General features: G+C 61.3%; 24 protein-coding genes. 13 read left to right on the top strand and 11 right to left on the bottom strand.

Annotated elements, in window-relative coordinates:
* The first annotated feature begins 31 nt into the window (after nucleotides 1-31).
* Nucleotides 32-1,240 (top strand): DUF7504 family protein, encoded by a 1,209-nt coding sequence (locus AC1XDK_RS00435; protein WP_483347809.1) that lies wholly within the window; start codon nucleotides 32-34, stop codon nucleotides 1,238-1,240.
* Here the strand turns inward: AC1XDK_RS00435 and AC1XDK_RS00440 are convergent.
* Genes AC1XDK_RS00440 through AC1XDK_RS00455 form a run of 4 tightly spaced genes read right to left on the bottom strand, consistent with a single transcriptional unit; the run spans nucleotide 1,232 to nucleotide 8,870 of the window.
* Nucleotides 1,232-3,214 carry a SpoVR family protein gene (locus AC1XDK_RS00440; RefSeq protein WP_483347810.1) on the bottom strand — a complete coding sequence of 661 codons (1,983 nt, stop codon included), beginning with the start codon at nucleotides 3,212-3,214 and terminating at the stop codon, nucleotides 1,232-1,234. The genes AC1XDK_RS00435 and AC1XDK_RS00440 overlap by 9 nt on opposite strands.
* Nucleotides 3,211-4,518, bottom strand: coding sequence for a YeaH/YhbH family protein (locus AC1XDK_RS00445; protein WP_483347811.1), 1,308 nt, complete (start codon nucleotides 4,516-4,518; stop codon nucleotides 3,211-3,213). The genes AC1XDK_RS00440 and AC1XDK_RS00445 overlap by 4 nt, the downstream gene beginning before the upstream one ends.
* Nucleotides 4,509-6,794 carry a PrkA family serine protein kinase gene (locus AC1XDK_RS00450; protein ID WP_483347812.1) on the bottom strand — a complete coding sequence of 762 codons (2,286 nt, stop codon included), beginning with the start codon at nucleotides 6,792-6,794 and terminating at the stop codon, nucleotides 4,509-4,511. The genes AC1XDK_RS00445 and AC1XDK_RS00450 overlap by 10 nt, the downstream gene beginning before the upstream one ends.
* A 3-nt stretch (nucleotides 6,795-6,797) precedes the next feature.
* The gene (locus AC1XDK_RS00455) at nucleotides 6,798-8,870 is read right to left on the bottom strand and encodes a PrkA family serine protein kinase (RefSeq protein ID WP_483347813.1); all 2,073 of its coding nucleotides are present in this window, start codon (nucleotides 8,868-8,870) and stop codon (nucleotides 6,798-6,800) included.
* Nucleotides 8,871-9,399: 529 nt separating this feature from the next.
* On the opposite strand from AC1XDK_RS00455, the gene AC1XDK_RS00460 reads away from it, so the two are divergent.
* Nucleotides 9,400-9,786 (top strand): DUF5820 family protein, encoded by a 387-nt coding sequence (locus AC1XDK_RS00460; protein WP_483347814.1) that lies wholly within the window; start codon nucleotides 9,400-9,402, stop codon nucleotides 9,784-9,786.
* A 51-nt stretch (nucleotides 9,787-9,837) separates the two neighbouring features.
* Complete coding sequence (locus AC1XDK_RS00465; RefSeq protein WP_483347815.1) at nucleotides 9,838-10,287, top strand: UPF0179 family protein; 450 nt, start codon at nucleotides 9,838-9,840, stop codon at nucleotides 10,285-10,287.
* On the opposite strand, the gene AC1XDK_RS00470 is transcribed toward AC1XDK_RS00465, so the two are convergent.
* Nucleotides 10,288-11,094 (bottom strand): M99 family carboxypeptidase catalytic domain-containing protein, encoded by an 807-nt coding sequence (locus AC1XDK_RS00470; protein ID WP_483347816.1) that lies wholly within the window; start codon nucleotides 11,092-11,094, stop codon nucleotides 10,288-10,290.
* A 347-nt stretch (nucleotides 11,095-11,441) separates the two neighbouring features.
* On the opposite strand from AC1XDK_RS00470, the gene AC1XDK_RS00475 reads away from it, so the two are divergent.
* On the top strand, nucleotides 11,442-11,888 hold the full coding sequence (locus AC1XDK_RS00475; RefSeq protein WP_483347817.1) for a DUF7344 domain-containing protein: 447 nt from the start codon (nucleotides 11,442-11,444) through the stop codon (nucleotides 11,886-11,888).
* On the top strand, nucleotides 11,875-12,207 hold the full coding sequence (locus AC1XDK_RS00480; RefSeq protein WP_483347818.1) for a HalOD1 output domain-containing protein: 333 nt from the start codon (nucleotides 11,875-11,877) through the stop codon (nucleotides 12,205-12,207). The genes AC1XDK_RS00475 and AC1XDK_RS00480 overlap by 14 nt, the downstream gene beginning before the upstream one ends.
* 27 nt (nucleotides 12,208-12,234) lie before the next feature.
* On the opposite strand, the gene AC1XDK_RS00485 is transcribed toward AC1XDK_RS00480, so the two are convergent.
* The 4 genes from AC1XDK_RS00485 to AC1XDK_RS00500 all read right to left on the bottom strand — a co-directional run bounded on the left by AC1XDK_RS00485 (nucleotide 12,235) and on the right by AC1XDK_RS00500 (nucleotide 14,063).
* Complete coding sequence (locus AC1XDK_RS00485) at nucleotides 12,235-12,723, bottom strand: DUF309 domain-containing protein (protein WP_483347819.1); 489 nt, start codon at nucleotides 12,721-12,723, stop codon at nucleotides 12,235-12,237.
* A 106-nt stretch (nucleotides 12,724-12,829) separates the two neighbouring features.
* Nucleotides 12,830-13,153: a DUF7116 family protein gene (locus AC1XDK_RS00490; protein ID WP_483347820.1), complete on the bottom strand. Its 324-nt coding sequence runs from the start codon at nucleotides 13,151-13,153 to the stop codon at nucleotides 12,830-12,832.
* Nucleotides 13,154-13,244: 91 nt separating this feature from the next.
* Nucleotides 13,245-13,781 (bottom strand): hypothetical protein, encoded by a 537-nt coding sequence (locus AC1XDK_RS00495; RefSeq protein WP_483347821.1) that lies wholly within the window; start codon nucleotides 13,779-13,781, stop codon nucleotides 13,245-13,247.
* 42 nt (nucleotides 13,782-13,823) lie between these two features.
* Nucleotides 13,824-14,063 carry a DUF5816 domain-containing protein gene (locus AC1XDK_RS00500; protein WP_483347822.1) on the bottom strand — a complete coding sequence of 80 codons (240 nt, stop codon included), beginning with the start codon at nucleotides 14,061-14,063 and terminating at the stop codon, nucleotides 13,824-13,826.
* A gap of 82 nt (nucleotides 14,064-14,145) precedes the next feature.
* Here AC1XDK_RS00500 and AC1XDK_RS00505 point away from each other — a divergent pair, with 82 nt between their 5' ends.
* A complete protein-coding gene (locus AC1XDK_RS00505) occupies nucleotides 14,146-15,513 on the top strand; it encodes a bifunctional metallophosphatase/5'-nucleotidase (protein WP_483347823.1) in 1,368 nt (455 codons plus the stop codon).
* Nucleotides 15,514-15,552: 39 nt separating this feature from the next.
* The gene (locus AC1XDK_RS00510) at nucleotides 15,553-15,951 is read left to right on the top strand and encodes a universal stress protein (RefSeq protein ID WP_483347824.1); all 399 of its coding nucleotides are present in this window, start codon (nucleotides 15,553-15,555) and stop codon (nucleotides 15,949-15,951) included.
* Nucleotide 15,952: 1 nt separating this feature from the next.
* Here AC1XDK_RS00510 and AC1XDK_RS00515 read toward each other — a convergent pair whose 3' ends face one another.
* Complete coding sequence (locus AC1XDK_RS00515) at nucleotides 15,953-16,954, bottom strand: mechanosensitive ion channel family protein (RefSeq protein ID WP_483347825.1); 1,002 nt, start codon at nucleotides 16,952-16,954, stop codon at nucleotides 15,953-15,955.
* Between the two features lie 111 nt (nucleotides 16,955-17,065).
* On the opposite strand from AC1XDK_RS00515, the gene AC1XDK_RS00520 reads away from it, so the two are divergent.
* A complete protein-coding gene (locus AC1XDK_RS00520; protein ID WP_483347826.1) occupies nucleotides 17,066-17,812 on the top strand; it encodes a proteasome assembly chaperone family protein in 747 nt (248 codons plus the stop codon).
* Between the two features lie 713 nt (nucleotides 17,813-18,525).
* The gene (gene trmB, locus AC1XDK_RS00525) at nucleotides 18,526-19,587 is read left to right on the top strand and encodes an HTH-type sugar sensing transcriptional regulator TrmB (RefSeq protein ID WP_483347827.1); all 1,062 of its coding nucleotides are present in this window, start codon (nucleotides 18,526-18,528) and stop codon (nucleotides 19,585-19,587) included.
* A gap of 15 nt (nucleotides 19,588-19,602) precedes the next feature.
* Here trmB and AC1XDK_RS00530 read toward each other — a convergent pair whose 3' ends face one another.
* Nucleotides 19,603-20,394 carry a DUF8054 domain-containing protein gene (locus tag AC1XDK_RS00530; RefSeq protein WP_483347828.1) on the bottom strand — a complete coding sequence of 264 codons (792 nt, stop codon included), beginning with the start codon at nucleotides 20,392-20,394 and terminating at the stop codon, nucleotides 19,603-19,605.
* A 130-nt stretch (nucleotides 20,395-20,524) separates the two neighbouring features.
* Between AC1XDK_RS00530 and AC1XDK_RS00535 the strand changes: the two genes are divergently transcribed.
* From AC1XDK_RS00535 to AC1XDK_RS00550, 4 genes are all read left to right on the top strand, one after another.
* A complete protein-coding gene (locus AC1XDK_RS00535) occupies nucleotides 20,525-21,511 on the top strand; it encodes an aldo/keto reductase (protein WP_483348898.1) in 987 nt (328 codons plus the stop codon).
* A gap of 330 nt (nucleotides 21,512-21,841) precedes the next feature.
* Nucleotides 21,842-23,299 (top strand): substrate-binding domain-containing protein, encoded by a 1,458-nt coding sequence (locus AC1XDK_RS00540; protein ID WP_483347829.1) that lies wholly within the window; start codon nucleotides 21,842-21,844, stop codon nucleotides 23,297-23,299.
* A gap of 2 nt (nucleotides 23,300-23,301) precedes the next feature.
* Entirely contained in the window at nucleotides 23,302-24,294 is a 993-nt protein-coding gene (locus tag AC1XDK_RS00545) for a carbohydrate ABC transporter permease (RefSeq protein ID WP_483347830.1), read from the top strand.
* Nucleotides 24,295-25,236 (top strand): carbohydrate ABC transporter permease, encoded by a 942-nt coding sequence (locus AC1XDK_RS00550; protein WP_483347831.1) that lies wholly within the window; start codon nucleotides 24,295-24,297, stop codon nucleotides 25,234-25,236.
* Nucleotides 25,237-25,238 lie beyond the last annotated feature (2 nt).

The following is a 25,238-nucleotide window of genomic DNA, read 5'->3' on the forward strand; positions in this document are numbered from 1 at the left end:
AGAAGCAAATAAGTCCTGAGTTATAAACGACATGACCATAGCAAGCGATTCCGCATTCAGCACCGGTCCCATCCTCCTCTGCACTGCCGGGTTGGGTCGCGAGGGCGACGGCGATTGCGTACGCTGGTTATCGTGCAAAGAGGGAGCGAGTAGAAACGTTCTCCTCGTGACCTACAACCGGGCACCGGAGGTCGTCTACGGTCACTGGGAATCGCGCATCGGCGAGGAGCCGGCGGAACTCGGAATCATCGCCGTCGGCGGCGGCGGCGGCGCACGGACCGGAACTCATCGCTTGGAACCCCGTGGCGATAGCAACGCCATCTCGCTCGCTAGCCCCGCCAGTCTCGGCCGACTCGAAACCACGATTCACCTGTATCTCGACCAATGGTCCTCGAACGACGAGGAGACGGTACTCTGTTTCGACTCGATCTCGTCGTTGCTTCGCCACGTGGACCGGACGATAGCGTTTCGATTTCTACACTCGTTGACCGAGTATCTCCGCCAGCGAAACGTCATCGCACACTTTCATATCGACCCGGACCTCCACGACGACGCGACGATAGCGATGATGTGTTCGTTGTTCGATGTGGTTCACGGGCGTTCCGGGGACGCGGAGGATGTTTCCGCCGACGTCTTCTTGGCACTCCTCGGGGCACCGCGGCGACGGCTCGTCTGTCGTTATCTCGGCGAAGTCGCCGACCGCGCACCCGTCTCGGCAATCGCAAAGCGAATCACCGAGTGGGAAGGGTCGGGAACGGTGAGCGAGAACGAGCAAGAGAGGGTTCACATCACCCTCCATCACGTCCATCTGCCGGAGTTGGCCGACGCAGGCGTTCTCGAACGGGACGGCGAGATGGTTTCCTCGACCGTCGAAAGCGAAACCTTGGACCGGTACGTTCGATTGACTGAGAACGACTCCTCTCCGGAGGTGACGCCCGCGCTCCCGAATCGGGAATCCATTCGACAGGGTAACTCTTCGGTGGACGAGTCGGACGAGACGTACTGGACGGTGTACGGAACGGCACCGGATTCGATAGCCGTGACGCTCGCACGGGCGTTGGCTGACGTTCAAAACACGCACGCGACCGAACTGCGACCCGTCCTCGCCGAGGCCATCGACATCGACGCGCTTCAGCGACTGTCGGACCACGGCGATATCTCCGTCTACGCGGCGTTCGAGTACGAGGGATACGAAGTGGTGGTCGATAGCGGCGAGATCAAACTCTACGAATCACGCTAGCCACTCGTCCGGTTTCGTGTTGTAGTCCACGTCCGTCGCGGCGATGTCCTCGACTTCGTTCCACGGTAGGTCGCGCATCTCGAACTCGGTTCCGTCGTAGCGGAGGAGTTTTCCTTGCTCTTCGGGTTCCGGTTCGCGGTCACGCCGCCGGGCGATTTCGGCGTCGCGTTCGTCGATTTCCTTCACGATGGTCTTCAGGTTCACCGGGTGGCCCCACAGTTCGTAGATGCGTTCGAGCGTCCGTGTGGCCTGCTCCAAGTCCAGCATGACGCCGTTGTAGTGGTGACCGAGGAGCAACTCGCCCTTGTTGTCGTAGTTGCCGTCGTAGACGGCCATGGTCGGCTTTCCGAAGTTGGTGAACTGGAGCATCAGCTTCTTCTTCACGTCCTCGTACTCCGTACTCGACACCCGGTAGTCGCCGGTCGTCCGGCTGAACTCGTAGGTGAAGTACTCGTTGTCGACCACGAACTCCTTGGTCAGGAAACCGTCGAGGAACGTCACGTCGTTGTGGCTGGACCGAACCTCGTACATCCGGTCCCATCCGGCGGTGTACTCGACGTCGGCCATCGCTTCCTCGATGCTTCCATACCGCTCGTCGTCCATCATGTAACGGGCGTACTGCTCCAAATCCGCCTGCGGGATGGCTTCGAGGAACCCTCGGTTCTGGAGTTTACAGAGCGAGAAGTGACGCTCCGCCAGTCCCTCGTAGGTGAGCACTTTCCACGGATGACTGTCGACGTCGATGTCGCCTTCCTTCGCACGCTCCATCGCCTCGGCGTCGATTTTCTCCGCGGAAAGCGATTCGAGGTCCGAAAGCGTCTCCGTTGTTATCGTTTCCAGCGCCGGGTCAGATTCGAGGAGGTCCGCAACCTGCTCGAAGTCGACGACGTCGTGGAAGTTACGCCACGTGATTCCACGCACTCGGAGGAGTTGACGGACGACTTCGCGCCGGTTTTCCGTGTTCTCGATGTACTCCCAGAGCTGTTTGCCGAGTTTGTAGGGATTCAGCCCCGGAGACCCGAGAACGCGGGCTTGGTGGTCGGCGTATTCGATGAACTCGTCCGTGCCCGCAAAGCACTCCTCGCCCATCATCATCGACTCCCAGTAGGCGGCCCACCCCTCGTTCATCACCTTCGTCGTCTTCTGGGCCGCGAAGTAGTAAGACTCGGTGCGGAGCATCTCCAAAATCTCCGTCTGCCACTCCTCCATCTCGGCGGCCTTGCCCTCCTCGGGGTCGTAGGCGTGCCCGTGGTCGCGGAGGTACGCGAGGAGGTCCTTTTCGGGCTCCTCTAACGTTCCGGCCTGCTTTTCCTCCTGTGCTTCCAGCCATTCCTCGTCGAACACCTCGTCGCGGACCTCGTCGCTGAGGTTCATCTCCGAGAGTTGGTCCGCCAGTTCGTCCGTCTCGTGTTCCTCGTCTTCGACCCGGTGCTGGTGTTTGAACGCCTGATGCTGGTCGATGTTGTCCTGTAAACAGAGGACGCTATCGATCCACTTTTCGACCTCCTCGCGGTCGACTTCGGGGTCGCTCATGATACGACGCACGCGGTCCGCGTGACGCGAGAGCAGTGCCGCCGCGTCCAGTTCGTCCGCGAACATCCGATACCAGCGGTTGTTGGCGAAGAAGTCGGAGTGGGCCTCGACGTGGGTGATGACCGCCTTCTGGTCCGCGAGACTGTTCGACTGCTGGAGGAAGGCGTGAGCGGGGTCGTCGTTGATGACGATTTCGAACGCCTTTCCCCCGCCGAACTGGCCCTGCTTCTGCTGGCGGTCGTACTTCATCCCCCAGCGCCAGTGCGGATATCGTTCCTGAAACCCGTCGTAGGCGATGAGTTCGTTCATCTCGTCGTAATCGACGATCCAGTACTTGACGGGATAGGGGTCGAGTCCGAGTTTCCGCGCGAGTTTCCGCGCTTCCACGACCGGTTCGCGCACCTGTTCCGCCTCGCGCTGCGTTTCGATTCGCTCGTTCATGATGCCTCCGTGCTCAGGATTTCGTAAATCGCGTCCGTCACGTCCCCCGGACCGTTGACGTAGCTGACGGCGACGGTGTCCGATTCGGCGAAGTGCCGTTCGACCTCCTCCGCGTGAGTCGCGTTGATGGCTTTGCCCTCCGGTTGCGTTTCGACGTAGGCGTGGAGGTTCGCCGGAATCTCCTCCATCCGGGGAATGACGTTCTCCTCGGTGTCGTTCCGGCTGTTTTCGCTGTCACCCGCCGCGAACACGTAGCGGTTCCAGTCGGCCCACGGGTACTCCTCTTCGAGGATGCGACCCGCGAGTTCGTAGGCGGACGAGATTTTCGTCCCGCCGCCCGACCGGATGCCGAAGAACTCGTCGCGTTCGACCCGCCACGCCTCCGCGTCGTGGGCGATGTAGACGAACTCCGCCGTGTCGTACTTCCCGGTCAGGTACCAGTCCAGCGGGGTGAACGTCCGTTCGACCAGTTCGCGCTTCTTCTCGCGCATCGACCCGGACACGTCGCGGATGTTGACGACGACGACGTTCTTCTCGCGCTCCTCGATGATTTCGGGGTAGCGGTAGCGCTCGTCCTCCCGTCGGAACGGGATGTTTTTGACGCCGTGTTCCCGGATCTTCTGTGCGGTAGTCGTCGGTTCGACCTTCGACTCCATCTCCTCGATGCTCTTCCACTTCGAACGCTCGTCCGCGGGCAGGTCGTCGTAGTTCTCCTCGACCCACCGCTTCGAGACGGTGAGGTTGTTCTCCCTCGCCCAACGGAACACTTCGTCCGGTCCCCAGCCTTCGACCCCCATCGCTTCGCGGATGTAGTCGGGGTCGAAGTCCATCGCTAACTTGCGTTTCAGCCCCTCTTTGAACATCCGCTCGAAGTCGAGCGTACTGTCGGGACCGGTTTTCGTCATGTCGGTGAAGTCGCCCTCTATCTCCTCGATGACCTCCTTTCCTTTCGGTTGGAGGTCGAGGCCGAGTTCGTCGTCCAACTCCTCGGCGAACTCCTCGGGGTCCATCTCGTAGTAACCGTGTTCGTCCGACTCGTCGCCGGGGTCGCCTTCGTCCCCGTCGTCGCCGGGTTGTGGCTGTGGCTGACCGACCGGGTCGCCCACGTCCGGTTTCCCTTGGCCGACGCCGCCCTTGTCGCGGCGGTCGTACTGGAACTCCGGGAGGTCCACGATTTTGATGGGGATGTGAATCTCGTCCGGGAGACTCTGACCGAGGTCGCCGTACTGGATGAACTCCGCGAGGTCCTCGCGGCGGTCCTCGCCGACTTCACGGTACCGTTCGAGGTCGTCTCTCAATCCCATTTGTAGCTCACCTGATTCATGACGTGCTGGCTGGTCAGTTCGGCCGAGGCGGGCGAGTAGCCGAACAGGTCCTGTAGGTTCTGGATGGTCTGTTCTTTCACCTCGGCCGTCTCGGTGTTCTTCGGCGGACTCTCCCACTGGTTCGGGTCGAAGTCCTCGTAGACGCGATGCACGTCGTCCCAGTCGTTGTTTGCTAGTACTGTTTTGATGATCGGAACCTCCTTCGGGTCGATGTCGCCGACTTCGAACTCCTCGTTCCGGTTCTCCCACGCGTGGCGGTTCAACGCGGTGATGACCTTGTTCCGACGGAACTCGGCCACCGCCGGACTCGGTTCGTGATTCACCTCGTAGGCGTCGGTGGTGAACCGACCGAGGTGTTCCGTCTCGAACACCTTCATCTTCAACGCGTCCGGTTCGATACGCTCGCCGCGTTCGTTTTCGACGTCCTCGCTGGTCGCCCACGCGTAGACGTGTTCGATGTATTCGCCGACAGTCTCCTCGTCCACCCGCCGGTCGCGCATGATGGCGTCCAGCACGTCGCTTTCCTGCTGTTGGAAGATGTAGTTCTTCACGGGGACGAGGCGGTTTTCGTACTCGGTGCGCTCCGCCGCGGAGAACACGGGGGCGTCGCCGATGCTCTCGGCCATCGCGTTGAGAACGTCGCGAGGCATGATGACCTGCTCGACGTCGTAGTCGGAGTGGTGCCGGTCACGGATTTCGTTTAGCAGTCCGGCAATGATGTCACGGGTGTACGTGACCGGAATACCGCCCGACCCGTCCGCCGCGTCGTCGTCGAAGTCGAAATCGTCCTTCTCGATGCGCTCGTCGCCATCCAGCAGGTAGCCGCGGTCGAAGAGGATGGCCTTGTCGACGAGGTCGAGTCCGGCGGGCACATCGCTCGCGTCGAGTCTGGACACCACGCTGTACAGCGCGGCAGATTCGATGGCGTGTGGCGCGATTTCGCGCTCGTTGATGTCGTCGCCGTCCCGAACCTGAACGCCGACCGGTTCCCGAATCCGGGCGTCGAGTTCGTCGTACATATCCGCTTGCCACACCGTCGTCTCGTTCGTGAGTTCGCGTCTGATGAGTTCGGCCTCTAAACTGAGATTCGTCAGGTAGCGGAACTCCCGACGGTCGAGTCGACGTTTCAGCGCGCGGAGCGGGTCCGCGCCCCCAGCGTCGGAGTGCTGGTTCAACTGCGCTTCGAGGTCGGGATTCGAGATGATGACGAGCTGCGTGTCGATGTCCATCTGGATGCCCTTGTCCAGTTTCACCGCCTTCTCGTCGGGAACGTTGAGCAGCTTCTGGAGCAGGTCCGCGTGTTGGGCCGCGTCCTCCACGATGGTCAGCAGGCCGTTGCCCTGCGAGAGGACGCCGTCGTAGCTGAACGCCTGTGGGTTCTTGCGTCCGCGCGAGTCGAGTTCCTGCAACATCCCCTGCATCCAACTGCCGACCAGTCGCTGTTTCGGACGGCCGCTGTCCTCCGAGTGCAGGACGCCGATGCCGTCGCCGATATCCACGACGTAGTTCTTCACCCGGAGATGTGCCGGGTCGGTGATGGCAGTGAACAGTTCCTCCTCGCCCTCACGGCGGTACTGCTCTTCGAGATAGTCGTACGCCTCCCGGCTGAACGGGTCGAGTTTCCCCTCGACGAGGATGTCGAGGTGGTCGTCGATGCCGTCGTTCAACCTTTCGAGCAGTTGCTCTCGCACCTGCTGTGGGAAGACGAGGAGCGGGTGGGACTGGACGGGACTGGCGAACCAGTTCTCCTCGCTCGTCGCCACCGCGTCGTCGCCGTAGGTCAGTCCCGGGGCTTCCGACGCCGTGGCGATGTTCCACTCGACGGTGTAGCGCCGCCCTTCGGGCGTCTTCGAGTACTCCCGAAGGCCGTTAACGAGACAGCGTTTGAGTTCGGACTTTCCGGTCGCCGTCGGCCCGGCGAACCAGATTATCTTCTCCTCCTTGCCGCGACGTGCCGCGATGGACCGCAAGTCGTCCACGAACGCGTTCAGCACCTCGGTGTTGCCGAGGATGGCGTGTTCGCCGTCGTTGTGCGGGTCGTCGAAGAAGTTGTAACGCTCCTTCTCCTCGCCCTCCTCCACGACGCTCCGGGTACCCATCGACTCGATGGCTTCGAGGAGGTACTTGCTCGCGTGCGAGGCGGTAGTCGGGTTTTCGAACGCCGCGTCTACGTACTCCGCGAGGCTCATCGGCTCCTCGTACGTCTCGCGGAGTTCACGGTTCGCGTCGTCGATGTAGTCGCTCCCTTCGGTCACTGGTCACTCCTCCATTTCGGCGCGGGCGACTTCCGCCCCGGCGAATTCGAGCACCTCCTTCGCGCCCTCCCGTGAGTAGCCCTGCTCCATGAGCGCGTCCACCCACGCGTTCTGTTCGTCGTTGTCCATCTCGTTCGCCGACACCAACGCCGAGAAGTTGATGTTGTGTTTCTTGTCCTCCCAGAGTTTGCGCTCCAAGGCGCGGCGCAGGCGGTCGTTGTCCTGCGGGTCGAACGCCTGCCCCTCGCGGGCGCGCCGCGACACCCAGTTCGACACTTCCTGCCGGAAGTCGTCCTTGCGGTCGCGGGGGACCTCCAACTTCTCCTCGACGGCGCGCAGGAAGCTCTCGTCCGGTTCCTGCTCGCGCCCCGTGAGTTCGTCCTCGACGGTGGCGTTGTCGATGTAGGCCATCACGTGGTCCATGTACTTCTCGCCCTGCCGCTGGATTTCGTCGATGTCGTAGGCCAGCGCGTGGCGCACGTCCTCGATGGCGCGTTCGCGGTACTCGCCGCGAACGGTTTCCAAGTAGCGGTAGTAGGTCTCGAAGTTCTCCTCCGGAATGGAGCCGTGGTTCTCCAAGTTCACCTCGAAATGGTTGAACACCGACAGCGGACTCAGGAAGCCACGGCTTCGGTGCGTGGAGTTCATGATGGCCTCCGCGATTTCGTCGCCGATGAACCGCGCGGAGACGCCTTCCATTCCCTCTCCGATGTCGGCTTTGCCCTCGGCTTCCTCGCGGAGTTTCTTCACGTCCACGTCGTCCGTGTCCTCGATTTCGCCGTTGTAGGATTTGGCCTTCTGGAGGAGGTCCACCATCTCGGTGTCCGGTTCCTCGATGCGGGTCAGGACGCCGAACAGGCCGGCCATCTCCAAGGTGTGTGGCTCGATGTGGACGTCCGGAACGTCCGCGTTGCGGAGCATCTTCCGGTAGATGTCGGCCTCGGATTCGTATTCGAGGACGTACGGGAAGTCGATGCGCTTCGTCCGGTCGTTGAACGCTTCCATCTTCTCGTCGCCCTTCTTGTCCCGGTATTCGGGCATGTTCGTCCGGCCGACGATGACCTGGTCGATGTCGATACGCGGGTTGTTCTTCGGCTTGATGGTCTGTTCCTGCGTCGCGTGCAGGAAGTCGTACAGGAACTCCCGCTGGAGTTTGAGCAACTCCTCGCCGCTGAAGATACCCCGGTTCGCGTTACAGAACGCGCCGGAGTAATCGAACGCGCGCGGGTCGGACTCGCCGTAGATGGCGATTTTCGAGTAGTTGACGTCGCCCGTCAACTCCGTCTCGTCCTGATTCTTCTTGTCCTTCGGCTCGAACGTCTCGACGGACTGACGCTTGTTCTCGTCGGCGACGAGGCGGAATATCTCGATGTGGTTTTCGAGCACCTGCTTGATGTCGTCGTCGTAGTACGCCAACAGCGCGTCCATGTAGAACTCGCTCGCCGGGTCCAACGCCTGCTCGTTCTTGATGGTGTAGGGAGCGTCTAGCTCCTCGTTGATGTCGTCGATGACGCGCTGGCGCTGTTCGAGCGGGAGGAGGACGAGCGGGTCCTGATTCATCGGGGACCGGATCACGTCGTCGGACGGGTCCTGGTCCGGAATGACGTCACAGAGGTTCGTCCACCGGAAGGTGTACAGTCGCCCCTCGTCGTGGAGTGTGTAGTCCTCGAAATACTTCCGGACCTGTCGGTCGAAGTCGGATTTACCCGACCCGACCGGTCCGAGGAGTAGCTTGATGCGTTTTTCGGGGCCGAGCCCGCGCGCACCGCTCTTTACCTTGTTCACGAACTCGTGAATCGCACGGTGGATTTCACGGCCGTAGAACGTGTTCTCCCCGTCGAATATGGGGTCTTCGGACGCGAGTGTGTACTCGACGACGCCGGAGTCTTCGTCGTACTCCGTACCGTAGTAGTCGAACATGTCCGCGACTCGCTGGTGGGCGTTTCGGGCTACCTTCGGGTCTTCGTATACCTCCCGTAGGTACCAGTTGAAGGACTTCGTTTCACGGAGGTCTTCCGGCATCGATTCCTGGTAACTGCGGCTGAGGTCGTCCAGCGTTTCGATGTCACCTTTCATTGTATCACGCATTGTTTGGAACTTCGGATGGACCAAGGGAGAGAGAGACCGACCGGGCGGTCCGATACCGGCGGGGCATACGTAATCGGCACGCATTCACAAAGTTGTGTCGGTCGGAACACCGCGATTGCTCTCCGGCGGGGCGTGTCGGGCGACGGCGTGCGCGCCCGCAGTAACTCCTGCGTCAATCGCGGGATCATTGTGCGTGCCATCCACCGCTTCGGAAACCAGTCGGCGTATTCCAGCGAATCCCATCCACCCGGAAGCGTATGGTTCGAGACCGTGTACCGTGCGGACTGCTACCACCCGATACTGTTTAATGGATAGGACGAGGCCATATATAACTGTTGTCCATGCACAAGATTCTTTTGATATAGATTAAGCACCCAAAACCCCCGAAATTACAAACTAATAGGCCTGTACTGCCCAAATACCTCGTTATGAAAAATCACAACTTATACACCCTTTATATGCAAGGTCGGGGAGGGGACTGACAAGCCTTACCCCGCTCCGTCGCAAACCGCCGTACGTGTCCATCGAGAACCTTCCAGAGTCGTGGGTCGTCTGGAACGAGGAACCGAACGGACGGTGTATCCTCGCCTACCGCCCGGACGTGTTCGACACGCGGCAGTTCCCGCCGGAGTGTATGCCGACGCTGTATCTCACCCAAGGAACCCCCAACCGCCCGGCACAGGAGCGACGGGCGACGGACTCGTGGTACTTCGAGTTCTTCCTCGAACCGGAGGTCACCCTGCCGCGGACGCCGCGGTTCCCCACGCGCGATGAAGCACTTGCCGCCGCCGTGGAACTCGCGGACGAGTTCGACCGCGGCGAGGTGGAGTATCGCTCGTGCTACCAAGTCCCGCGCGAGGAGTACCTCGACAAGTTGGACGAGTTGACCGGGCGGACCGAGTAGGTGTCTCCCCGTGGCGAGAGGCTTAACCGAGGCCCACGCTTACGCCCGCCTATGTCCACCATCACGCTCGTCGGAACCCGCCTCGCGGACGTCGGTCAGGAGTTCGTCTATCAGGGTGAGGCCAGCGCCTGTGAGGGGTGTCCCTACAGAAACCAGTGTCTCAATCTCACGGAGGGGGTGAAATACCGCGTCACGGACGTTAGAAACGATGCGCAGACGCTTCCCTGCGGCGTCCACGACGACGGAGTGAGCGCCGTCGAAGTCGAACCGACCACCGTCCGCGCCAACGTCTCCGCGCGGAACGCCTACGCCGGGAGCAAGGCGACGCTCGAAGGCCCGTGCCCGCACGTCGAGTGTCCGAGCCACGAGTTCTGTGAACCCGCTGGTGCCGACTTCGACGAGGAGTACCAAATTTCGAACATCGTCGGGGACCCCCCCCACGACTACTGCCAGTTGGACCGCGACCTGACGTTGGTCGAGTTCGCCGAAAAAGACGAGTAGTCAGTTCCCGAGGACGCCGATGTACTCCGCCGTGTACCCGAAGATGTCCTCGTAGCCGTACGCGGACATCAACACCGGCACGAACGGGTTCTCCGCGACCAACTCCTCCCCGTCCGCGGTTGCGAACGGTTCTCCCCGTCCGACCCGCTGGAAGTTCTCCACCAACACCTCGAACTCGGACCCGCCGTTCTTCCGAACCGGTTGGTCCATCCGGAAGACCTCCACTTCGTCCCGACTTCCCGCGTCGATGGGACTCTCCGCGTCGGGCAACGGCAGGGCACCCGTCCCGGCGAGGAACCCGCGAACGAGGTCGTAAGCGTGGTCGACCGCTTCGGGAGACCCTTGAAGTCCACACTCTACCTCCAGCGTGTGGGGGTGTGAGATGAGTTTCCCCTTCGTGAACTTGTCCGTCTCGACTAATCGTGACACCGGCAGGTACGGACAGATGGACCGCGCAACCGCGTTCACGCGGTCCACGAGCGCGAACGGTTTGGCGTACGACTGCGTCGAGTGGAGCGAGAGGACGGTACAGTCCCGAAGTTCCGTCACCAACTCGTGTGCCAACCGCCGCTCGTACGTCTCCGCGTCCGGGTCCCCTGGGAACACGCGGTTCAAATCCTCGTTGATGTAGCGGACACCGCGTTCGAGCGCGCGCTCGTTGACGACGACGACTTTCACCGCTCGTTCCACCTCCGGTTCCTCCAAAAGGAGTCGCTCGACCGCTCTCGGACCGCACGGTTCGTCGCCGTGAATTCCGGCCACGACTGCAACTTCCGGCGTACCGTCACCTAACTGCTCGATTCGCATTTAACGAAGGCAAGTGTCGAAGCCTGAAAGCGCTTTACAATCGCGTTTTTCCGGCAAACAAGTTGAAATATCGATGACAGCAACCGTCGCAAATCAGGCCCCGTCGTCGTCCGTACTGCGTTCACGTTTCGTCCCGTTCGAACGGTCGCCTCCACGAACGGAACGAATCGTTCGGACGATTCACAGCTCGTTTCACCACATATCGACGGGTCGAGGAGGAGTATACGCTTCGAACCCAATCATCAACACAGTTATAATAAAGGGTTGCGTGCGATTTGGATATATCTTGCTCGGAATCATCGAATCATAGTGCGAACAATCAAGGGTGTACACAGGCGATACCGAGCATGGACAACTATCCACACGATTCCGGTTCGGCATCGGAAAACCTCGTGAACGGCCTTCCAATGCCGGACCTCTCCGAAGATGTACTGGAGTTGGACCACGTCTTCCAAGCGCTCGCGGAATCACGACGACGATATCTCGTGTACACGCTGAAGTCGAAAACCGAATGGGAACTGCCCGAAATCGCAGCAAAGGTCGCGTCGTGGGAGATGAACATCCCGGAACACGAAATCCCGGACGAAGAAATCGAACTGATCTACGCCTCGCTCTATCACACACACGTGCCGAAATTGGTCGATGAGGGAGTCCTCACGTTCGACAGCAAAGACGAAACGATTCGGCCGGGACCCAACGCACCGCAGGTATTGACCGCACTGGCCGGAGCAGGCGCGAGTCTCGATTCCCGACAGGAGGACCACGCACGGGAGGACGTGAATGACTCAAGCTAGTGATGACGCGAATGGAGGTGACGAGGGCCATGACGACGAACGGTGGACACTCGTCCGCCAAACGAAGTACGAGGAAGACGGAATACACGACCTCACGACGACGATAATCGCGGCAATCGCCGACGCCGAGGGCGTCTCTCCGGTCGAAGTGAAAGACCCCGTTCTGTACGATTGTGTGGACGTCGCCTCGTTGGAAGACGCGTTCTTCGGGTCCGACGTTTCGGGGCAGAATCGGGACGGCATCGGCACCGTGGAGTTCCAATTCGGGGACTACCGAATCACGGTCAACAGCAACGGCTGGATATCGGTGTGCAAGTAATCCCGCTCGCCACCGACGCCAGCACGGTCATTCGAGGTCTTCCACGTAATCGTAATCGGTATCAGTCGCGATGGGTCGACCTCCATCCAGTTCTATGTTCCATCCGTGGAGTACCGTCGGGTCGTCCAGCGCGTTCGTCATCTTCGTGCGCACGTCCGTGACGTTCACGCCGTAAAAATCGCTGGGGACGCCGTGGAGGTACTGCAGTGCGGTTTCGAACAGCGAGCGCATGCCGCCGTCGTCCTCGAAGTCGAAGTGTTTGTACGCCCCCGCCGCCACCTGCACCATTCCGTGGAGGAACGCGCTCTCCACCGACCCGTTGCCGTAGTTGTACCACTCGTCTTCGAAGCAATCGTGGCTCTCGTGGAACTCCCCGGCGTTGAACAGACGGACGCCGTGAACCACCGCCGTTCGAAGGGTTCCGTGTTCCCAGCAGTCCCGTTTCGGAAGCCATCCCGACGGCCGCTGCCCGGCCGCTGGCGGGTCGGCGGTCGGGTCGCGTGTATGGTCGTCCATTGCAGTCGCGGTATCGTTCGCACCCCACGGGTTTGTGTGTTGGTACTGGTCGTCCTCGACGCGGCGAGAAAAATCGATACTCGTTTTCGCTCGTTTCGTTCGGTCCCTACTGTGCAACCACCGACTTGCTCGGCGGCGCTCGTGCGACTTCGTAGTCACCCTCGTCGTCTACCGCGATGACTGCCCACTCATAATCGGGGTTGGAGTCCCGTATCTGTTGGCTTAGTCGCGTCGCGTTCTCCGTCCAGGTGACGAAGCATCGAAGCGTCCCATATTTCGGGGCGTCTCCGCTGTCTGCGATGGCGGAGACACGTACTTCCCGCCACTTTCGTCTGGCGCGAAATTCGTCTCCGTCGTCCAATACCTCGTATCCGAGGCGGTTGAAAATCGACCTGGCCTCCTTGGTCGGTGGTGTGCTAACAGGGGCCATCCATATGAACGTAATACACAATCCATAATAAATGTTCTTGCAGATTCGAACAATCGTCCTCCTCGGTTCAAAATATCGAAACGAATGACGATCAGCGAAGTTGAACCCACGGGTTCGCGTGTTGGGCGGGATACTCCCGCACCTCGTCTTCCGCTTTGAGTTCCTTGAGTTGGTCGCGGGCGTCCTCGCGTGTCATCCCGCCGATAGCGACCGCCGCGTCCAACAGCATCTCCTTCAGGACGCCGTCGTCAGTGACCGCTTCACGGTCACCGCCTTCGGTTTCCATCGCGTCCGTTCCCATCACCCGGAGGTACTCACGCAGGTCCGGCGTCTCCCGAAGTTCCGCGTGCCACCGCGGCGGATAGTAACTCACCCTGTCGTCCGCGAGTCGATAGACGTGTCCCCCGCCCTGCCACGACTCGGCGTCCACGAGTATCTCCTCGAACGAGGAGGGAAAGGCGTCCCGTCCGTACGTCATCGCGTCGAGGTACGCCTCGAATCGCTCTCGTTCGACGCCGGCACCGACGGCCGGATGTTCCTGTTCGACCAACCGGACCGCCTCGTCCAGCATGAGGGTTTGTCGTTGGCTTTCCAACTCCGAAACGACCGCTTCGTCGGTGGAGACCATACTCGAAATCGCGTCGCCGCACGGGTAAAGAAATCGGCCAACTTATTCGTGGGCCGCGTCCCACTCGGTCGCTTTTCGGAGGTTGCCACATCGGTTACACTCGATTCGTCCCATCGAGTCCATCGCGTTGTCCACCGTCTCACAGTTCGCACAGAAGAAGCCATAGCGCCGCTCGTAGTCGGGCGAACGATAGACGACGAAAAACGGACCCTTCGAGCCTCGAGTTCCCTCCGACTCGTCGATGTACACCGTTTCGTCGTCCGTGGTCGTCGCTGTTGTCATTATCCACTCTTGTCGGTCCATCGATTTAGGGATGTTGCACGTATCGAAGGTCTCTTGTCTCGCGCCTGAGACACGCACGTCAATGACGCTCCGGCTCCTCCACTACTCGGACATCGAGAACGCCTACGATGACCCCGACCGAATCAGCCGACTAGCGGGGTGCATCGAGGCCCGGCGGGACCGGCGAACGCTCGTCGTCGGAACCGGTGACAACACCGCGCCCGGCGTCCTCTCGCTCGTCACCGAAGGACAGCAGGCACTCGACTTCTTCGACGTCATCTCGCCCGATTTCGGCACCTTCGGCAACCACGATTTCGACTACGGAACCGACCGAACCCGCGAACTCGTCCGCCGTTCCCCCCAGACGTGGCTCACCGCCAACGTCCGTGAGAAAGCGGGGAACGAGCGGTTCGCGGCCGATGCCGGAACGGTTTCGTCCGTGATTCGAGACGTCGGCGGCACCCGCGTCGGGATGTTCGGCGTCACCACGCCCGAAACGGCGTCGATAAACCCGAACGCGAGCGACCTGACGTTCACCGACCCGATAACCGCGGCCGAACGAACCGTGTCCCGACTCCGCGAGGAGGGCGTGGACATCATCGTCGCACTGTCCCATCTCGGCCGTGGCGACGAAGCGCTCGCCAACGCGGTGGACGTGGACGTCATTCTCGGCGGGCACGTCCACTCCGAACGGATCGAACAGCGGAACGGAACGCTCGTCACCCGTCCCGGCGTCAACGGCCACGTACTCCTCGAAGTCACGTTCGACGGCGGTCCGGAACCGGACGTGGCTCGACACCGTGTCGCGGACGCCCCTCGGGACGAGGAGGTTGCCGAACTGATGCAGGAACGAAAGGCGATGGCGGGACTCGATTCGGTCGTCGCAACCGTCGCCGACCCCATCGAACGAACCCAGTCCACGACCTTCCGCGGCGAGAGCCGAATCGGAAACTTCGTCGCCGACGCCTATCGCTGGGCGACCGGTGCGACCGTCGGCCTGCAAAACAGCGGCGGCATTCGCGAGGGCGACCCCCTTTCAGGTGACGTGACCGTCGGCGACCTCGTGAGCGTCCTGCCCTTCCAAGAGCGCGTCGTCGTCGCGGAACTCACGGGCGGAGAACTCCTCGACGTGTTTCGACAGGCACACGACCCGACCATCGGGTTCGCCGAACACGACTGGTGGCACGGCCACATGAGCGGGGTCGAACTCGTCTGGAACCGGGCCGAGAGCACGCTCGAATCGGCGACCATCGACGGGACCGAGATTCGGAACGGCGAGACCTACAGCCTCGCGACCACCGAGTACCTCCTGCACAGCGACCGGGAGTTTCCCACGCTCGACGCGTCACACCGCGTCGAAACCGGCGACCTGCAGTACGAGGTGTTGGCCGACTACGCCCGCCGGTTCGGCATCGACCCACAGGTGGAAGGGCGCATCGCGCGGCGGTAGATAGTAAGGTTCTCCCAAGTGGGTCACTTCCGACTCGATATGACTCGTGTTCTCGTTCCGGTTCGCTATCCACTCTCGGAACACTCGCGTCGGACGCTCTCCGAGGCACTCCGTGTCGCCGAGGAGCGAGACGCGGACCTCACCGTGTTACACGTCAATCTCTATCACCGGGGAGACGACGTGCGACGCACCGACCTGAAACGAACCGTGGAGAAGGCGTTCGGACGTATCACGAACGCCAGATACGTCATCCGGGACGGGTTTTTGGTCGAGGAGACGATTCTCGAGGAGGTGGCGGCGACGCGCGCGGACGTGGTCGTCATCGGTCGCAAGCAGATGGGCCGCTGGCGGCGGGCGATTCGCCGCTTAGTGGACGACCCGAACATCGAGAACTTCCTTCGCGAGAAGGTGGACTGCGAACTGATTACGGTCGGTTGAGTCAGCGCTCGTCGAACTCGACCGGACGGGAGGGTGGGTTTCGAGGGGGCGGGGTTTGGTCCGGTCCGGATTCGACCGCGACCCGCGCGACGCCGCTCGTGTCGTCGAAGACGAGGTGCGAGTGGGGGTAGGCGATTTCCACGTCGGCGTCCTCGATTCCGTCCCAAATCCGTTCCATGATGCGCGAGTGGACCCGGCGCATGTAGTAGGGGTCTTTGACCCAGTAGCGGAGTTCGAGCAGGACGCCGTGGTCCGCGTAATCCCGTATCTGCGCGACGGGGTCGCTCGGGTACCGGGCACTCCCGATGCGGATGTCGGGGCCGGACGCGACGACTTCCGGCGTGTCGCGGGCCGCGCGTTCCATGATGGCCCGCGCCTCGTCGAGGTCCCCCTCGTAGGTGACTTGCATCTGGAGCGAAAGCCGCGACCGCGTGTCCTCGGCGGAGTAGTTCACCACGTCCCGTTCGCGCATCGTCGCGTTCGGGATGACGAGGAAGGTGTTCTGGAGCGTGAAAATCTTCGTGTACCGGAGCGTGATGTCCTCGACGTAGCCGCGGGTCCCACCGTTCGGCGAACTACTGTCCACCAACTCGATGAGGTCGCCGATTTCGTATGGTTGGTCGGCCAGCAGGAACAACCCGTTGATGACGCTCCCGATGATGGGCGCGAGGACGAGACCCACCGTGGCGGAGAACACCGTCACCGACAGGAGGAGGTTCGACGCTCCTAGGCCGACCTGTGCGGCGGCGGTGGCGACCGCGATGAACAGGATGACGCCGCGAATCCCGCGAAGAACGGTCTTCGTGATGCTCGGCCTGCGGAACCGGCGGGCGACTTGCCGCCCGACGAGGCTGACGACCAACTGCGAGACGTACCAGCCGAGGAGAACGAATACGATAGCGAGGACGACGTCCGTGACGGTAACGTTCGTGGCAACTTTGAACGCTCCGATGGTATCAAACCAACCGAGAATACCATCTATCACTGTACCGGTCGTCGGCATGAGTCTCCCGTCTCACCCGACCAAGTAAAACCCCCACATTTTCGTGTCTGACGTGTCGATGGAGAGAGACGTGGTGGCGAAAACTAAGTCACGTGCCGACGATTCTGACGTATGGCCTCCGAATCACATCGCCCGCGTGCCTCGTTCGAGATCAGCCACTCCGAGGAGCCCAGCGGCACCCTCCTCGCTGGATTCTCGGAGTTCGGCCTCGCCGGACTGACCGCCGTGAACTACCTCGTCGAGCGACTCGACTTGGAGGAGACGGGACACGTGACCGCCGAACAGTTGCCCGCGATTACGCCGTTCGAGAACGGGGTGCCGCGCCACCACACGCGACTGTTTTCCCATCCCGACCACGATTTGACGGTCCTCGTGGGCGAACTGTTCGTCCCCACGTGGGCCGCCGACCCGTTCGCCTCCGCCATTCTCGACTGGACGGAAGAACACGGCGTCGAGGAAATCTCGGTCCTCTCCGGGATTCCGATCCCGCACGGTCCCGACGAACACCGCGTCTTCTCCATCGCCACGGAGGACTTCCACGAAACGCGCCTCGATGACGCCGACATTCCCGGCATGGGTCGCGGATTCCTCGACGGCGTGAACGCGACGCTCGTGGCCCGTGGCCTCGACTCCACGCTGGCGACCGGCGTGTTCGTCACTCCCGTCCACGCCCAGACGCCGGACGTGGAGGCCGCCATCCGCCTCATCGACGCCGCTTGTGAGGTGTACGGCCTCGAAATCGACACCGAACCGCTTCAGGACTTCGCCGAGGAAGTCGGCGAATACTACGCCGAACTCGCCCAGCGCGTCGAATCGGCCGGGGACGGTGAGCGGCCGGACGATAGGATGTACATGTAGACCCACCTTTTGCTGCGGTCGGGAGCCGAATCCGGCGCGATTCGCGCCGGATTCGGCCTTCCTCCCTGGCAAAAGGTGGACCAAAAGCACCACGTCACCCAACTTCTGTCGCTCCTTTCAGTCGCTCCGTCGGGGTTCCTCGGCCCGCTCACGGCTTCGCCGTTCGCGGAGAGGGCGTTAGCGCCCGGAACGGACGGGGTAGCCTATCGCTTCACTGGTTGCCGGATTTCAGCGAGCGACAAAAGGGAGCGGTAGGACGGGTACACAACCGCCAGAAATTGGAAGCCGCTACAACTACGAAAATCGGCCAGTGACGCAGCCGCCAGAGTGTCAGCAACCGACCAACCATCGAAAATCGCCAATTGAGGCGACCACCGAACTTCCACCGGTGACACAACCGCTAGTCGCTAGCGTCTCTCCGAAAGACCTGCGGTCTTTCGAGCCGACGACGGAATGGAGACGAACGACTCGCGCTGCGAGTCGTTCGTCAGAATGAGGGAGGAGTGTCTTCTTGAACGCAGTGAAGGAAGGTCAGGAAGTCGCATGCCCGCGCAGCGTACGCGAGCAGGAACGTCTTCCGCTGCTTTCGCTTCCACCTTTTACAGGGAACCGACCAGAGCGATGGCGAGTGCCATCGCTCTGGCCTGTGACCGTCGTAAAAGGTGGAAGCGAAAGCTGGGGTTCTATAATCCTCCGTGGATTTTCGTTCCATAATGAGCTCCGACGACCTCTATCTGACACTCGAACGAGTCGGAGAACGGTTCAGCTTAGGGGAATACGAAATCGACGCCTATCTCACGGTACTCGAACACGGACGACTGACCGCGAGCGAAATCGCGGAGCACACGGACATCCCGCAACCGCGGGTGTACGACACCGTCCGAAGTTTGAGCGACCGCGGACTGGTCGAACTCCGCGAATCCCGACCGATGAAGGTCATCGCTATCGACCCCGAAGAAGCCTTCTCCGACGTGCAATCGTCGCTCGGCGACATGATAACCGAACTCGAAGAGCGCTACACCGCCCCGGCGCGGGACACCGAAGCCGTCTCGCTGGTCAAATCGCGCTCGACCATCCTTCGCTACCTCGAAGACGTCATCGAGGCCGCGGAGTACGAACTCGCGCTGTCGCTGACGCCCGACCTCCTCGAACGCTTCGAGGACGACCTCGTGGCGGCCATCGACTCCGGCGTGAGTACGGAACTCCTCGTCACACCCGCCTCGGAAGCCCCCGACCCGGCGGAATTCGACTACGAGGCGGTGTCGACGACGGCCCGCGCACGCCGCGGCATCACGACGCCCGTCATCGCGGTGGCAGACGGCGAGTATTCGATGTACGCCACACAGGACGCCCTCCGCGACGACCGGGACCGCTACGGCGTCATCTTCAATCGCTCCGCGTTAGGATTCCTCGTCTCCGGGTTCTTCGGCACGGTCCTCTGGACGACGGCCGAACGGACCCTCTCGGCGGACGCGGAAACGCGAACGTTCCCGCGCCGATACGCTTCCATCCGCCGCTGTGTCAAGGAGATTCAGGGCATGGAGGGCGAGTTTTACGCGACCATCAAGGGCCGCGACATCGAATCGGGGAGCGACCGAATCGTTCGCGGAAAGGTCGTCGGCTTCTCGTTCGAAGGCGGCGAACGCGTCGCCGGGATGTCGGTCGAGACGGAAGACGGAACGGTCACGGTGGGCGGGCAGGTCGCCGCGCTCGAAGACATCGAAGCACACGAAATCCGAATCGGGACGGACGAGCCGCCGGCGTACGAGCGGTGAGCAGGTAGAGTAGAACTAAAACGTGAAAACGCGCTGGCCGCATTCCGGACAGGCCAGCACGTCGTCGGGTGCTTCGAGGGGGTTCGAATTCCCGCTTCCGCAACATCGGTCCGCGCTGGTTTCTTCGAGCGGCGTGTCACAGACGGGACAGTCGTAGAGGAACGAGCGGAGCGCCGACGCCGACTGCACGCGAACGTCGGGGTCGACGTCGAACTCGGCCAGCGTCCGCACCGCCGCGACCTCCGCGACGGCGACCGGGCGCGAAAGCCAGCGTTCGGTTTCCACCCCGCCGGCGGAAACGACCACGAACTGCCCCTTTTCGACCGTCTTCGCGGAGACGGGGGACGACGCCGCATCACAAACGGCCGCCGTGAGGTCCTCGTTCCGGACGGTTACCATCTCCTCGCGCCAGTCGGCCCGAAACCCGTCGTCGAGAAGGAGGCCCTCACCGTCGGCACGGACGACGCTCGCATCGAGGAGTTCCGACAGCGCGCGTTCGCCGGTTTCCGCCTCGGAGTCGACGGCCAGCGACCCGGTTTCGGTCGGGGGATTCGGGGAGTCGGAGAGCGCCGCGACGAGTTTCGGCGCGAACTCCGGGGTACCGGGGACGAGATAGCCACGAAGCGCGATTGCCGCCCCGCCGACGACGCCGACCGTCGAGGCCACGCCGAGACGACGCGAACGAGTTCCGGGGAACAGTCGGGCAACGCACGCGCACGCGAGGAAGAGAACGCTAGTGTTCAACACGGTACACGGCCAACAGCGATTGTCGCCCGTGTACTCCGTCTTTCGAAGTCCGTCAATCATTGTCAGGGTGTTCGAACGGGAAGAGTTTGAAGGTTCGGAAGTGCCGTCGAGCATGACCGGCGAACCAGTGATTTCCCTCGATAGTTCGCCCACAGTCCTTTACCTCCCCTCGAAGAACGGTCCAACGAGCATGACCGAAATGGAGTACACGAAACTCGGGAGTACCGGTCTGGAAGTGTCTCGCCTCTGTCTCGGCTGTATGAACTTCGGGAGCGAACAGCCGTGGATGATGAACGACGAGGCGGCCAGCCTCGACCTCCTCGACCGAGCGATGGACATGGGAATCAACTTCCTCGACACGGCGAACGTCTACTCACACGGCGAGAGCGAGGAGATAGTCGGAAAGGCCATCGAGGGACGCAACCGCGACGAACTCGTGATAGCGACGAAAGTGTTCGGGGGAATGGGCGACCACCCGAACGGACAGGGGTTGTCCCGAAAACACATCTTGGACCAAGCCGAAGCCAGTTTGGACCGGCTCGGGACGGACTACATCGACCTGTATCAGATTCACCGCTGGGACGAAACGACGCCGATAACGGAGACGCTCTCCGCGCTCGATCACCTCGTCGAGACGGGACGGGTTCGCTACATCGGCGCGAGCACGATGGCGGCGTGGCAGTTCACGAAGGCGCTGTACGAAAGCGACGTCGAGGACTACGAACGCTTTGCCTGCATGCAACCGGAATACAACCTCGTGGACCGCCACGAGGAGGAGAACCTCCTGCCGGTCTGTGACGCCGAAGGCGTCGGCGTCATTCCGTGGTCGCCGCTCGGCGGCGGGTTCCTGACCGGAAAATACCAGCGGGACGAAGAGGTATCGAGCGGACGGGCGACCAGCGACGAGTACACGGAGGAGCGGTTTACCGACGAAAACTGGGCGGTGTTGGGTGAGGTGCGAGCCATCGCCGAGGAGAAGGGAGTTTCCCCTGCACAGGTCAGCCTCGCGTGGTTGCTCCACAAACCGGTCGTCGATTCGCCCATCATCGGTCCGCGGACGGAAGACCACTTGGTCGAGAACGTCGCATCCATCGACGTTTCGCTATCGGACGAGGAACTGGAACGCCTCGAATCGCCGAAGACACCGGTCTGGTCGCGTAACATCGCCAACATCTGAGGCGGGTACGTCATGGAGGAGTAACGTCCCGTTCGGATGAACGTCTGTCGTGGCGAATATTGCCTCAAACGGAGGAGATGCGGCGGTTTAGCGGTTAAAAAGTGTGGAATACGGTCGTCCCTGTTGACCCATCACAACACGTCGAAACCCGGTCAAGCCGGTCACTTTTCACGCGATGCGACCGAAAGATGATGATTGTCGGCCACAAATAGTTTTACCTATCACAGATACCCGTTAGACGAACGTGATAAATCGTGGGTAGAAATGGTAACAACGGCAGTAGTCAATCGCACCAAAGGTATAAATGCGGCAGTTCCGTCTTACAAAACCATGGTGGGTGTTAGCGAACGTGATAGGGGCCGTCGGCGAGACGGCGTCTCCCGGCGGACCTTCGTGAAGGCCGTCGGAGTATCCGGAACCGCCGCCGGTCTCGCCGGCTGTACGAGTCAAGGAAAACCCGCGAACCCGAATACCATCAAGTGGGCCGCCGATTCGGACGCGGCGGACGCACAAGGAGAGATAAACAAGGCACTTCACAACGCCGGGCTGTCGAAGGACATCCACGTCGAAATCCTCGCCGGGTCGAGCAATACTGACGTACGACAGTCCCAATACCAACGCTGGCTCTCGGCGAACTTGGAGGAGCCGGATATGCTGCTCATGGACAGCGGATGGGCGTTACCGTTCATCGCCCGTGAGCAGGTGTTGAACCTGAGCAATAACCTCCCGGAGGACTTGCTGAAACAGATAAACAACGACTACTTCGAAGCCAGCGTCCAGACCGCGAAATCCACGAACGGGGACCTGTATGGGGTCCCCCTCTTCCCCGATTTCCCGACGATGCAGTATCGGAAGGACCTCGTGAAGAAGGCCGGGTTCAAGCCGGACAAGGAAAAGTGGGGAATGAACTCCATCTCGTGGAAGAAGTTCTCCAAGGTGACCAAGGAGGTCCAAAAACAGAACGATTTGGACTACGGGTTTACGTTCCAAGCGGACATCTACGAAGGACTCTCGTGCTGTGATTTCAACGAGTTCATGACCTCGTGGGGCGGCGCGTATTTCGGCTCCCACGACAACCTGTTCGGGCCCATCGGGAAGCGTCCAGTGACCGTCGCCGAGGACCCCGTTATCAAGTCCATCAAGATGATTCGGACGTTCATTCACGGGTCGTCCGCCCCCGGAGCGTTACAGGGGTACGAAGGCGGCATCTCGCCGACCGCTGTCCTCTCGTGGTCCGAGGAGACCTCACGTGCACCGTTCACCAACGGGAACGCGGCCATGCACCGAAACTGGCCGTACTCCATCGTCATCAACGGTGCCGACGACGTGTTCGGAAAGGACCTCGGCGTCATGCCGATTCCGTACGGCGTCAAGCCCAGTCAAGCGAAGTACAAGGGAACGGGCGGGCCCGCGGCGGCCCTCGGTGGGTGGCACCTGACCGTCAACCCGAACTCGCCGAAACAGGAAACCGCCTTCGAGGTGATCCGGGCGATGATGAAATCGTCGTTCAAGCTGAAACTGTTCGAAGTCATCGGCTGGCTTCCACCGGAACCGAAGCTACTCAAATCGAAGCAAGCGAAGGAGGTTCCGATCATCGGACGATACGTGGACGAACTCCGAGTGGCCGGACAGAACGCGGTACCGCGTCCGGTCACTGCAGTCTGGCCACAGGAGTCGGGTAAAATCGCCCAGCAAGTTCACGCGGCGTACGCCAACGAGGCATCGCCGGAGTCGGCGATGTCCACCTTGAAAAGCCAGTTGACCGAAATAGAAAATTATAACAAATAATCATGGCAGCTGAAGAACCAACGGAACACGGCTTGCGAGAGCAACCGAAGTCGGGTGCCTACGCCGGCGCAGTTCGCTGGATCGAGAGCCTGAGCGAGACGCAGTTCGCGTATCTCCTCTTGATTCCCGCCCTACTGCTCCTCGGCATCATCGCCTTCTGGCCGCTCTTGCGGACGTTCGAGATGTCATTGCACGCAGACAGCATCACAGGGCCCGCTCAGATCGGCGGGTTCGTCGGGTTCGAAAACTACGTGAACCTGCTGACGGGGAAACTCGATACGGTCGCCTTACCGCAACCGTTCATCGACTTCAGTTCTCCGTTCAAAAGCGCCCTCTTCGTCACGTTCATGTTTACCATCGTCAGCGTCCTGTTCGAAACCCTCATCGGCTTCGGACAGGCGCTCGTGTTGGACCAGGACTTCCGCGGTCGGCGCTGGGTGCGGGTCGCAATCATCCTCCCGTGGGCGGTTCCCATCGTCATTCAGGGGATGATCTTCTACCTGCTCTTCCAACCGGGTATCGGCTTCGGAGCCGACATCCTTCACAACGTGATCGGGTTTTCGACGACGCCGTTGGTCAACAGCCCGGAAGCGTTGTCCATCATCATCGTGGCCGACGTGTGGAAGACGACGGCGTTCATGGCTCTGCTCATCCTCGCCGGATTGCAGAGCGTCGACCGGAGCCTCTACGACGTGGCGAAGGTCGCCGGCGCATCGAAGTGGCAGCAGTTCAAGATGATAACGCTGCCGCTCGTCTTCCCGACGGTCATGGTCGCGATGTTGTTCCGCACCATCGCGGCGATGCGGATTTACGGCCTCATCCAAACCATGTCCGGCTGTTCGACCGTTCCGTCGCTGTCCTGTCTCGTCGTCACGACGTTCAGCGTTCGGCGATACGGGACGGCGTCCGCCATCGCGTTCGTGACGGCGGCCATCATCGGTATCGTGGTGACTGTGTACATCGTGAAGTTCCGCGAGAGCGCGGAGGGGATCTAAATGGCGCAAGCTGAAGCCGACCAAACCGTGTCGGACTCCGAGGAAAACCTCGGTCCGTTCCGACGCTGGGCGAAAGGGTCGATGCAGGACCCCGAGAGCACCTACAGAGGGTTGTTCTACCTCGTCATGGTGTTCTTCCTGTTCACCACGCTGTTCCCGCTGTACTGGTTGCTCGTCCTCGCGCTCACGCCGAGCAACAGGATCTCCAATATGGGACTCCTCCCGAAAGGGTTCAATCCCGGCGCGTTCGTGGAGATATTCCAGCGGTTACCGTTCCACGTGTACATGTTCAACAGCTTCGTGCTCGCGCTGCTGACCACCGCCATCGTGCTGGTACTCGCGAGCCTCGCGGGCTACGTGTTCGGACGACTTGACTTCCCGGGCCGTGGACCGCTGATGTTGCTCATCCTCGCCATCTCGTACTTCCCACCGGCGGCGTTCCTCATTCCGCTGTTCCGGCTGTTCACCGGGAACATCGAGATACTCGGACTGAGCTCGCCGATGCTGTACAACACGCCGGGAGCGCTGTTGCTCCCGTTCAGCGCCCTGTTCATGCCGCTCTCGATATTCATCCTGACGACGTTCTACAGCCAGATTCCGGACGGACTGGAGGACGCCGCGCGAATCGAGGGCACCACGCGACTGGGCGCGCTGTTCCGCGTCATCATCCCGCTGTCGGCACCCGGCGTCGCCACCGCTGGCGTGCTAACATTTATCAACGTGTACAACGAGTTCTTCTTCTCGTACCTGATGACGGACGGGGAGGCACAACACTGGGCTCCCATCCTGTGGGGCATCCTTGGCTATCAAGGCCAGTACGCATCGTTCTACAACCTCATGGCGGCGGCGAGCATCGTGGGCATCCTGCCCATCGCCATCCTCGTCGTCATCGCGCAGGAGAAAATCGTCAGCGGGCTCACCTCTGGCGCACTGAAGGAGTGATA

The organism is Haladaptatus sp. HS23 (assembly GCF_056892285.1).

What these genes read in the sequence shown, in the direction of transcription:
- AC1XDK_RS00435 (WP_483347809.1), top strand. Translation starts at nt 32, where the DNA reads ATGACCATAGCAAGCGATTCCGCATTCAGCACCGGTCCCATCCTCCTC.
- AC1XDK_RS00440 (WP_483347810.1), bottom strand. Translation starts at nt 3,214, where the DNA reads ATGAACGAGCGAATCGAAACGCAGCGCGAGGCGGAACAGGTGCGCGAA.
- AC1XDK_RS00445 (WP_483347811.1), bottom strand. Translation starts at nt 4,518, where the DNA reads ATGGGATTGAGAGACGACCTCGAACGGTACCGTGAAGTCGGCGAGGAC.
- AC1XDK_RS00455 (WP_483347813.1), bottom strand. Translation starts at nt 8,870, where the DNA reads ATGAAAGGTGACATCGAAACGCTGGACGACCTCAGCCGCAGTTACCAG.
- AC1XDK_RS00465 (WP_483347815.1), top strand. Translation starts at nt 9,838, where the DNA reads ATGTCCACCATCACGCTCGTCGGAACCCGCCTCGCGGACGTCGGTCAG.
- AC1XDK_RS00470 (WP_483347816.1), bottom strand. Translation starts at nt 11,094, where the DNA reads ATGCGAATCGAGCAGTTAGGTGACGGTACGCCGGAAGTTGCAGTCGTG.
- AC1XDK_RS00475 (WP_483347817.1), top strand. Translation starts at nt 11,442, where the DNA reads ATGGACAACTATCCACACGATTCCGGTTCGGCATCGGAAAACCTCGTG.
- AC1XDK_RS00480 (WP_483347818.1), top strand. Translation starts at nt 11,875, where the DNA reads ATGACTCAAGCTAGTGATGACGCGAATGGAGGTGACGAGGGCCATGAC.
- AC1XDK_RS00485 (WP_483347819.1), bottom strand. Translation starts at nt 12,723, where the DNA reads ATGGACGACCATACACGCGACCCGACCGCCGACCCGCCAGCGGCCGGG.
- AC1XDK_RS00490 (WP_483347820.1), bottom strand. Translation starts at nt 13,153, where the DNA reads ATGGCCCCTGTTAGCACACCACCGACCAAGGAGGCCAGGTCGATTTTC.
- AC1XDK_RS00495 (WP_483347821.1), bottom strand. Translation starts at nt 13,781, where the DNA reads ATGGTCTCCACCGACGAAGCGGTCGTTTCGGAGTTGGAAAGCCAACGA.
- AC1XDK_RS00500 (WP_483347822.1), bottom strand. Translation starts at nt 14,063, where the DNA reads ATGACAACAGCGACGACCACGGACGACGAAACGGTGTACATCGACGAG.
- AC1XDK_RS00505 (WP_483347823.1), top strand. Translation starts at nt 14,146, where the DNA reads ATGACGCTCCGGCTCCTCCACTACTCGGACATCGAGAACGCCTACGAT.
- AC1XDK_RS00510 (WP_483347824.1), top strand. Translation starts at nt 15,553, where the DNA reads ATGACTCGTGTTCTCGTTCCGGTTCGCTATCCACTCTCGGAACACTCG.
- AC1XDK_RS00515 (WP_483347825.1), bottom strand. Translation starts at nt 16,954, where the DNA reads ATGCCGACGACCGGTACAGTGATAGATGGTATTCTCGGTTGGTTTGAT.
- AC1XDK_RS00520 (WP_483347826.1), top strand. Translation starts at nt 17,066, where the DNA reads ATGGCCTCCGAATCACATCGCCCGCGTGCCTCGTTCGAGATCAGCCAC.
- trmB (WP_483347827.1), top strand. Translation starts at nt 18,526, where the DNA reads ATGAGCTCCGACGACCTCTATCTGACACTCGAACGAGTCGGAGAACGG.
- AC1XDK_RS00530 (WP_483347828.1), bottom strand. Translation starts at nt 20,394, where the DNA reads ATGATTGACGGACTTCGAAAGACGGAGTACACGGGCGACAATCGCTGT.
- AC1XDK_RS00535 (WP_483348898.1), top strand. Translation starts at nt 20,525, where the DNA reads ATGACCGAAATGGAGTACACGAAACTCGGGAGTACCGGTCTGGAAGTG.
- AC1XDK_RS00540 (WP_483347829.1), top strand. Translation starts at nt 21,842, where the DNA reads ATGGTGGGTGTTAGCGAACGTGATAGGGGCCGTCGGCGAGACGGCGTC.
- AC1XDK_RS00545 (WP_483347830.1), top strand. Translation starts at nt 23,302, where the DNA reads ATGGCAGCTGAAGAACCAACGGAACACGGCTTGCGAGAGCAACCGAAG.
- AC1XDK_RS00550 (WP_483347831.1), top strand. Translation starts at nt 24,295, where the DNA reads ATGGCGCAAGCTGAAGCCGACCAAACCGTGTCGGACTCCGAGGAAAAC.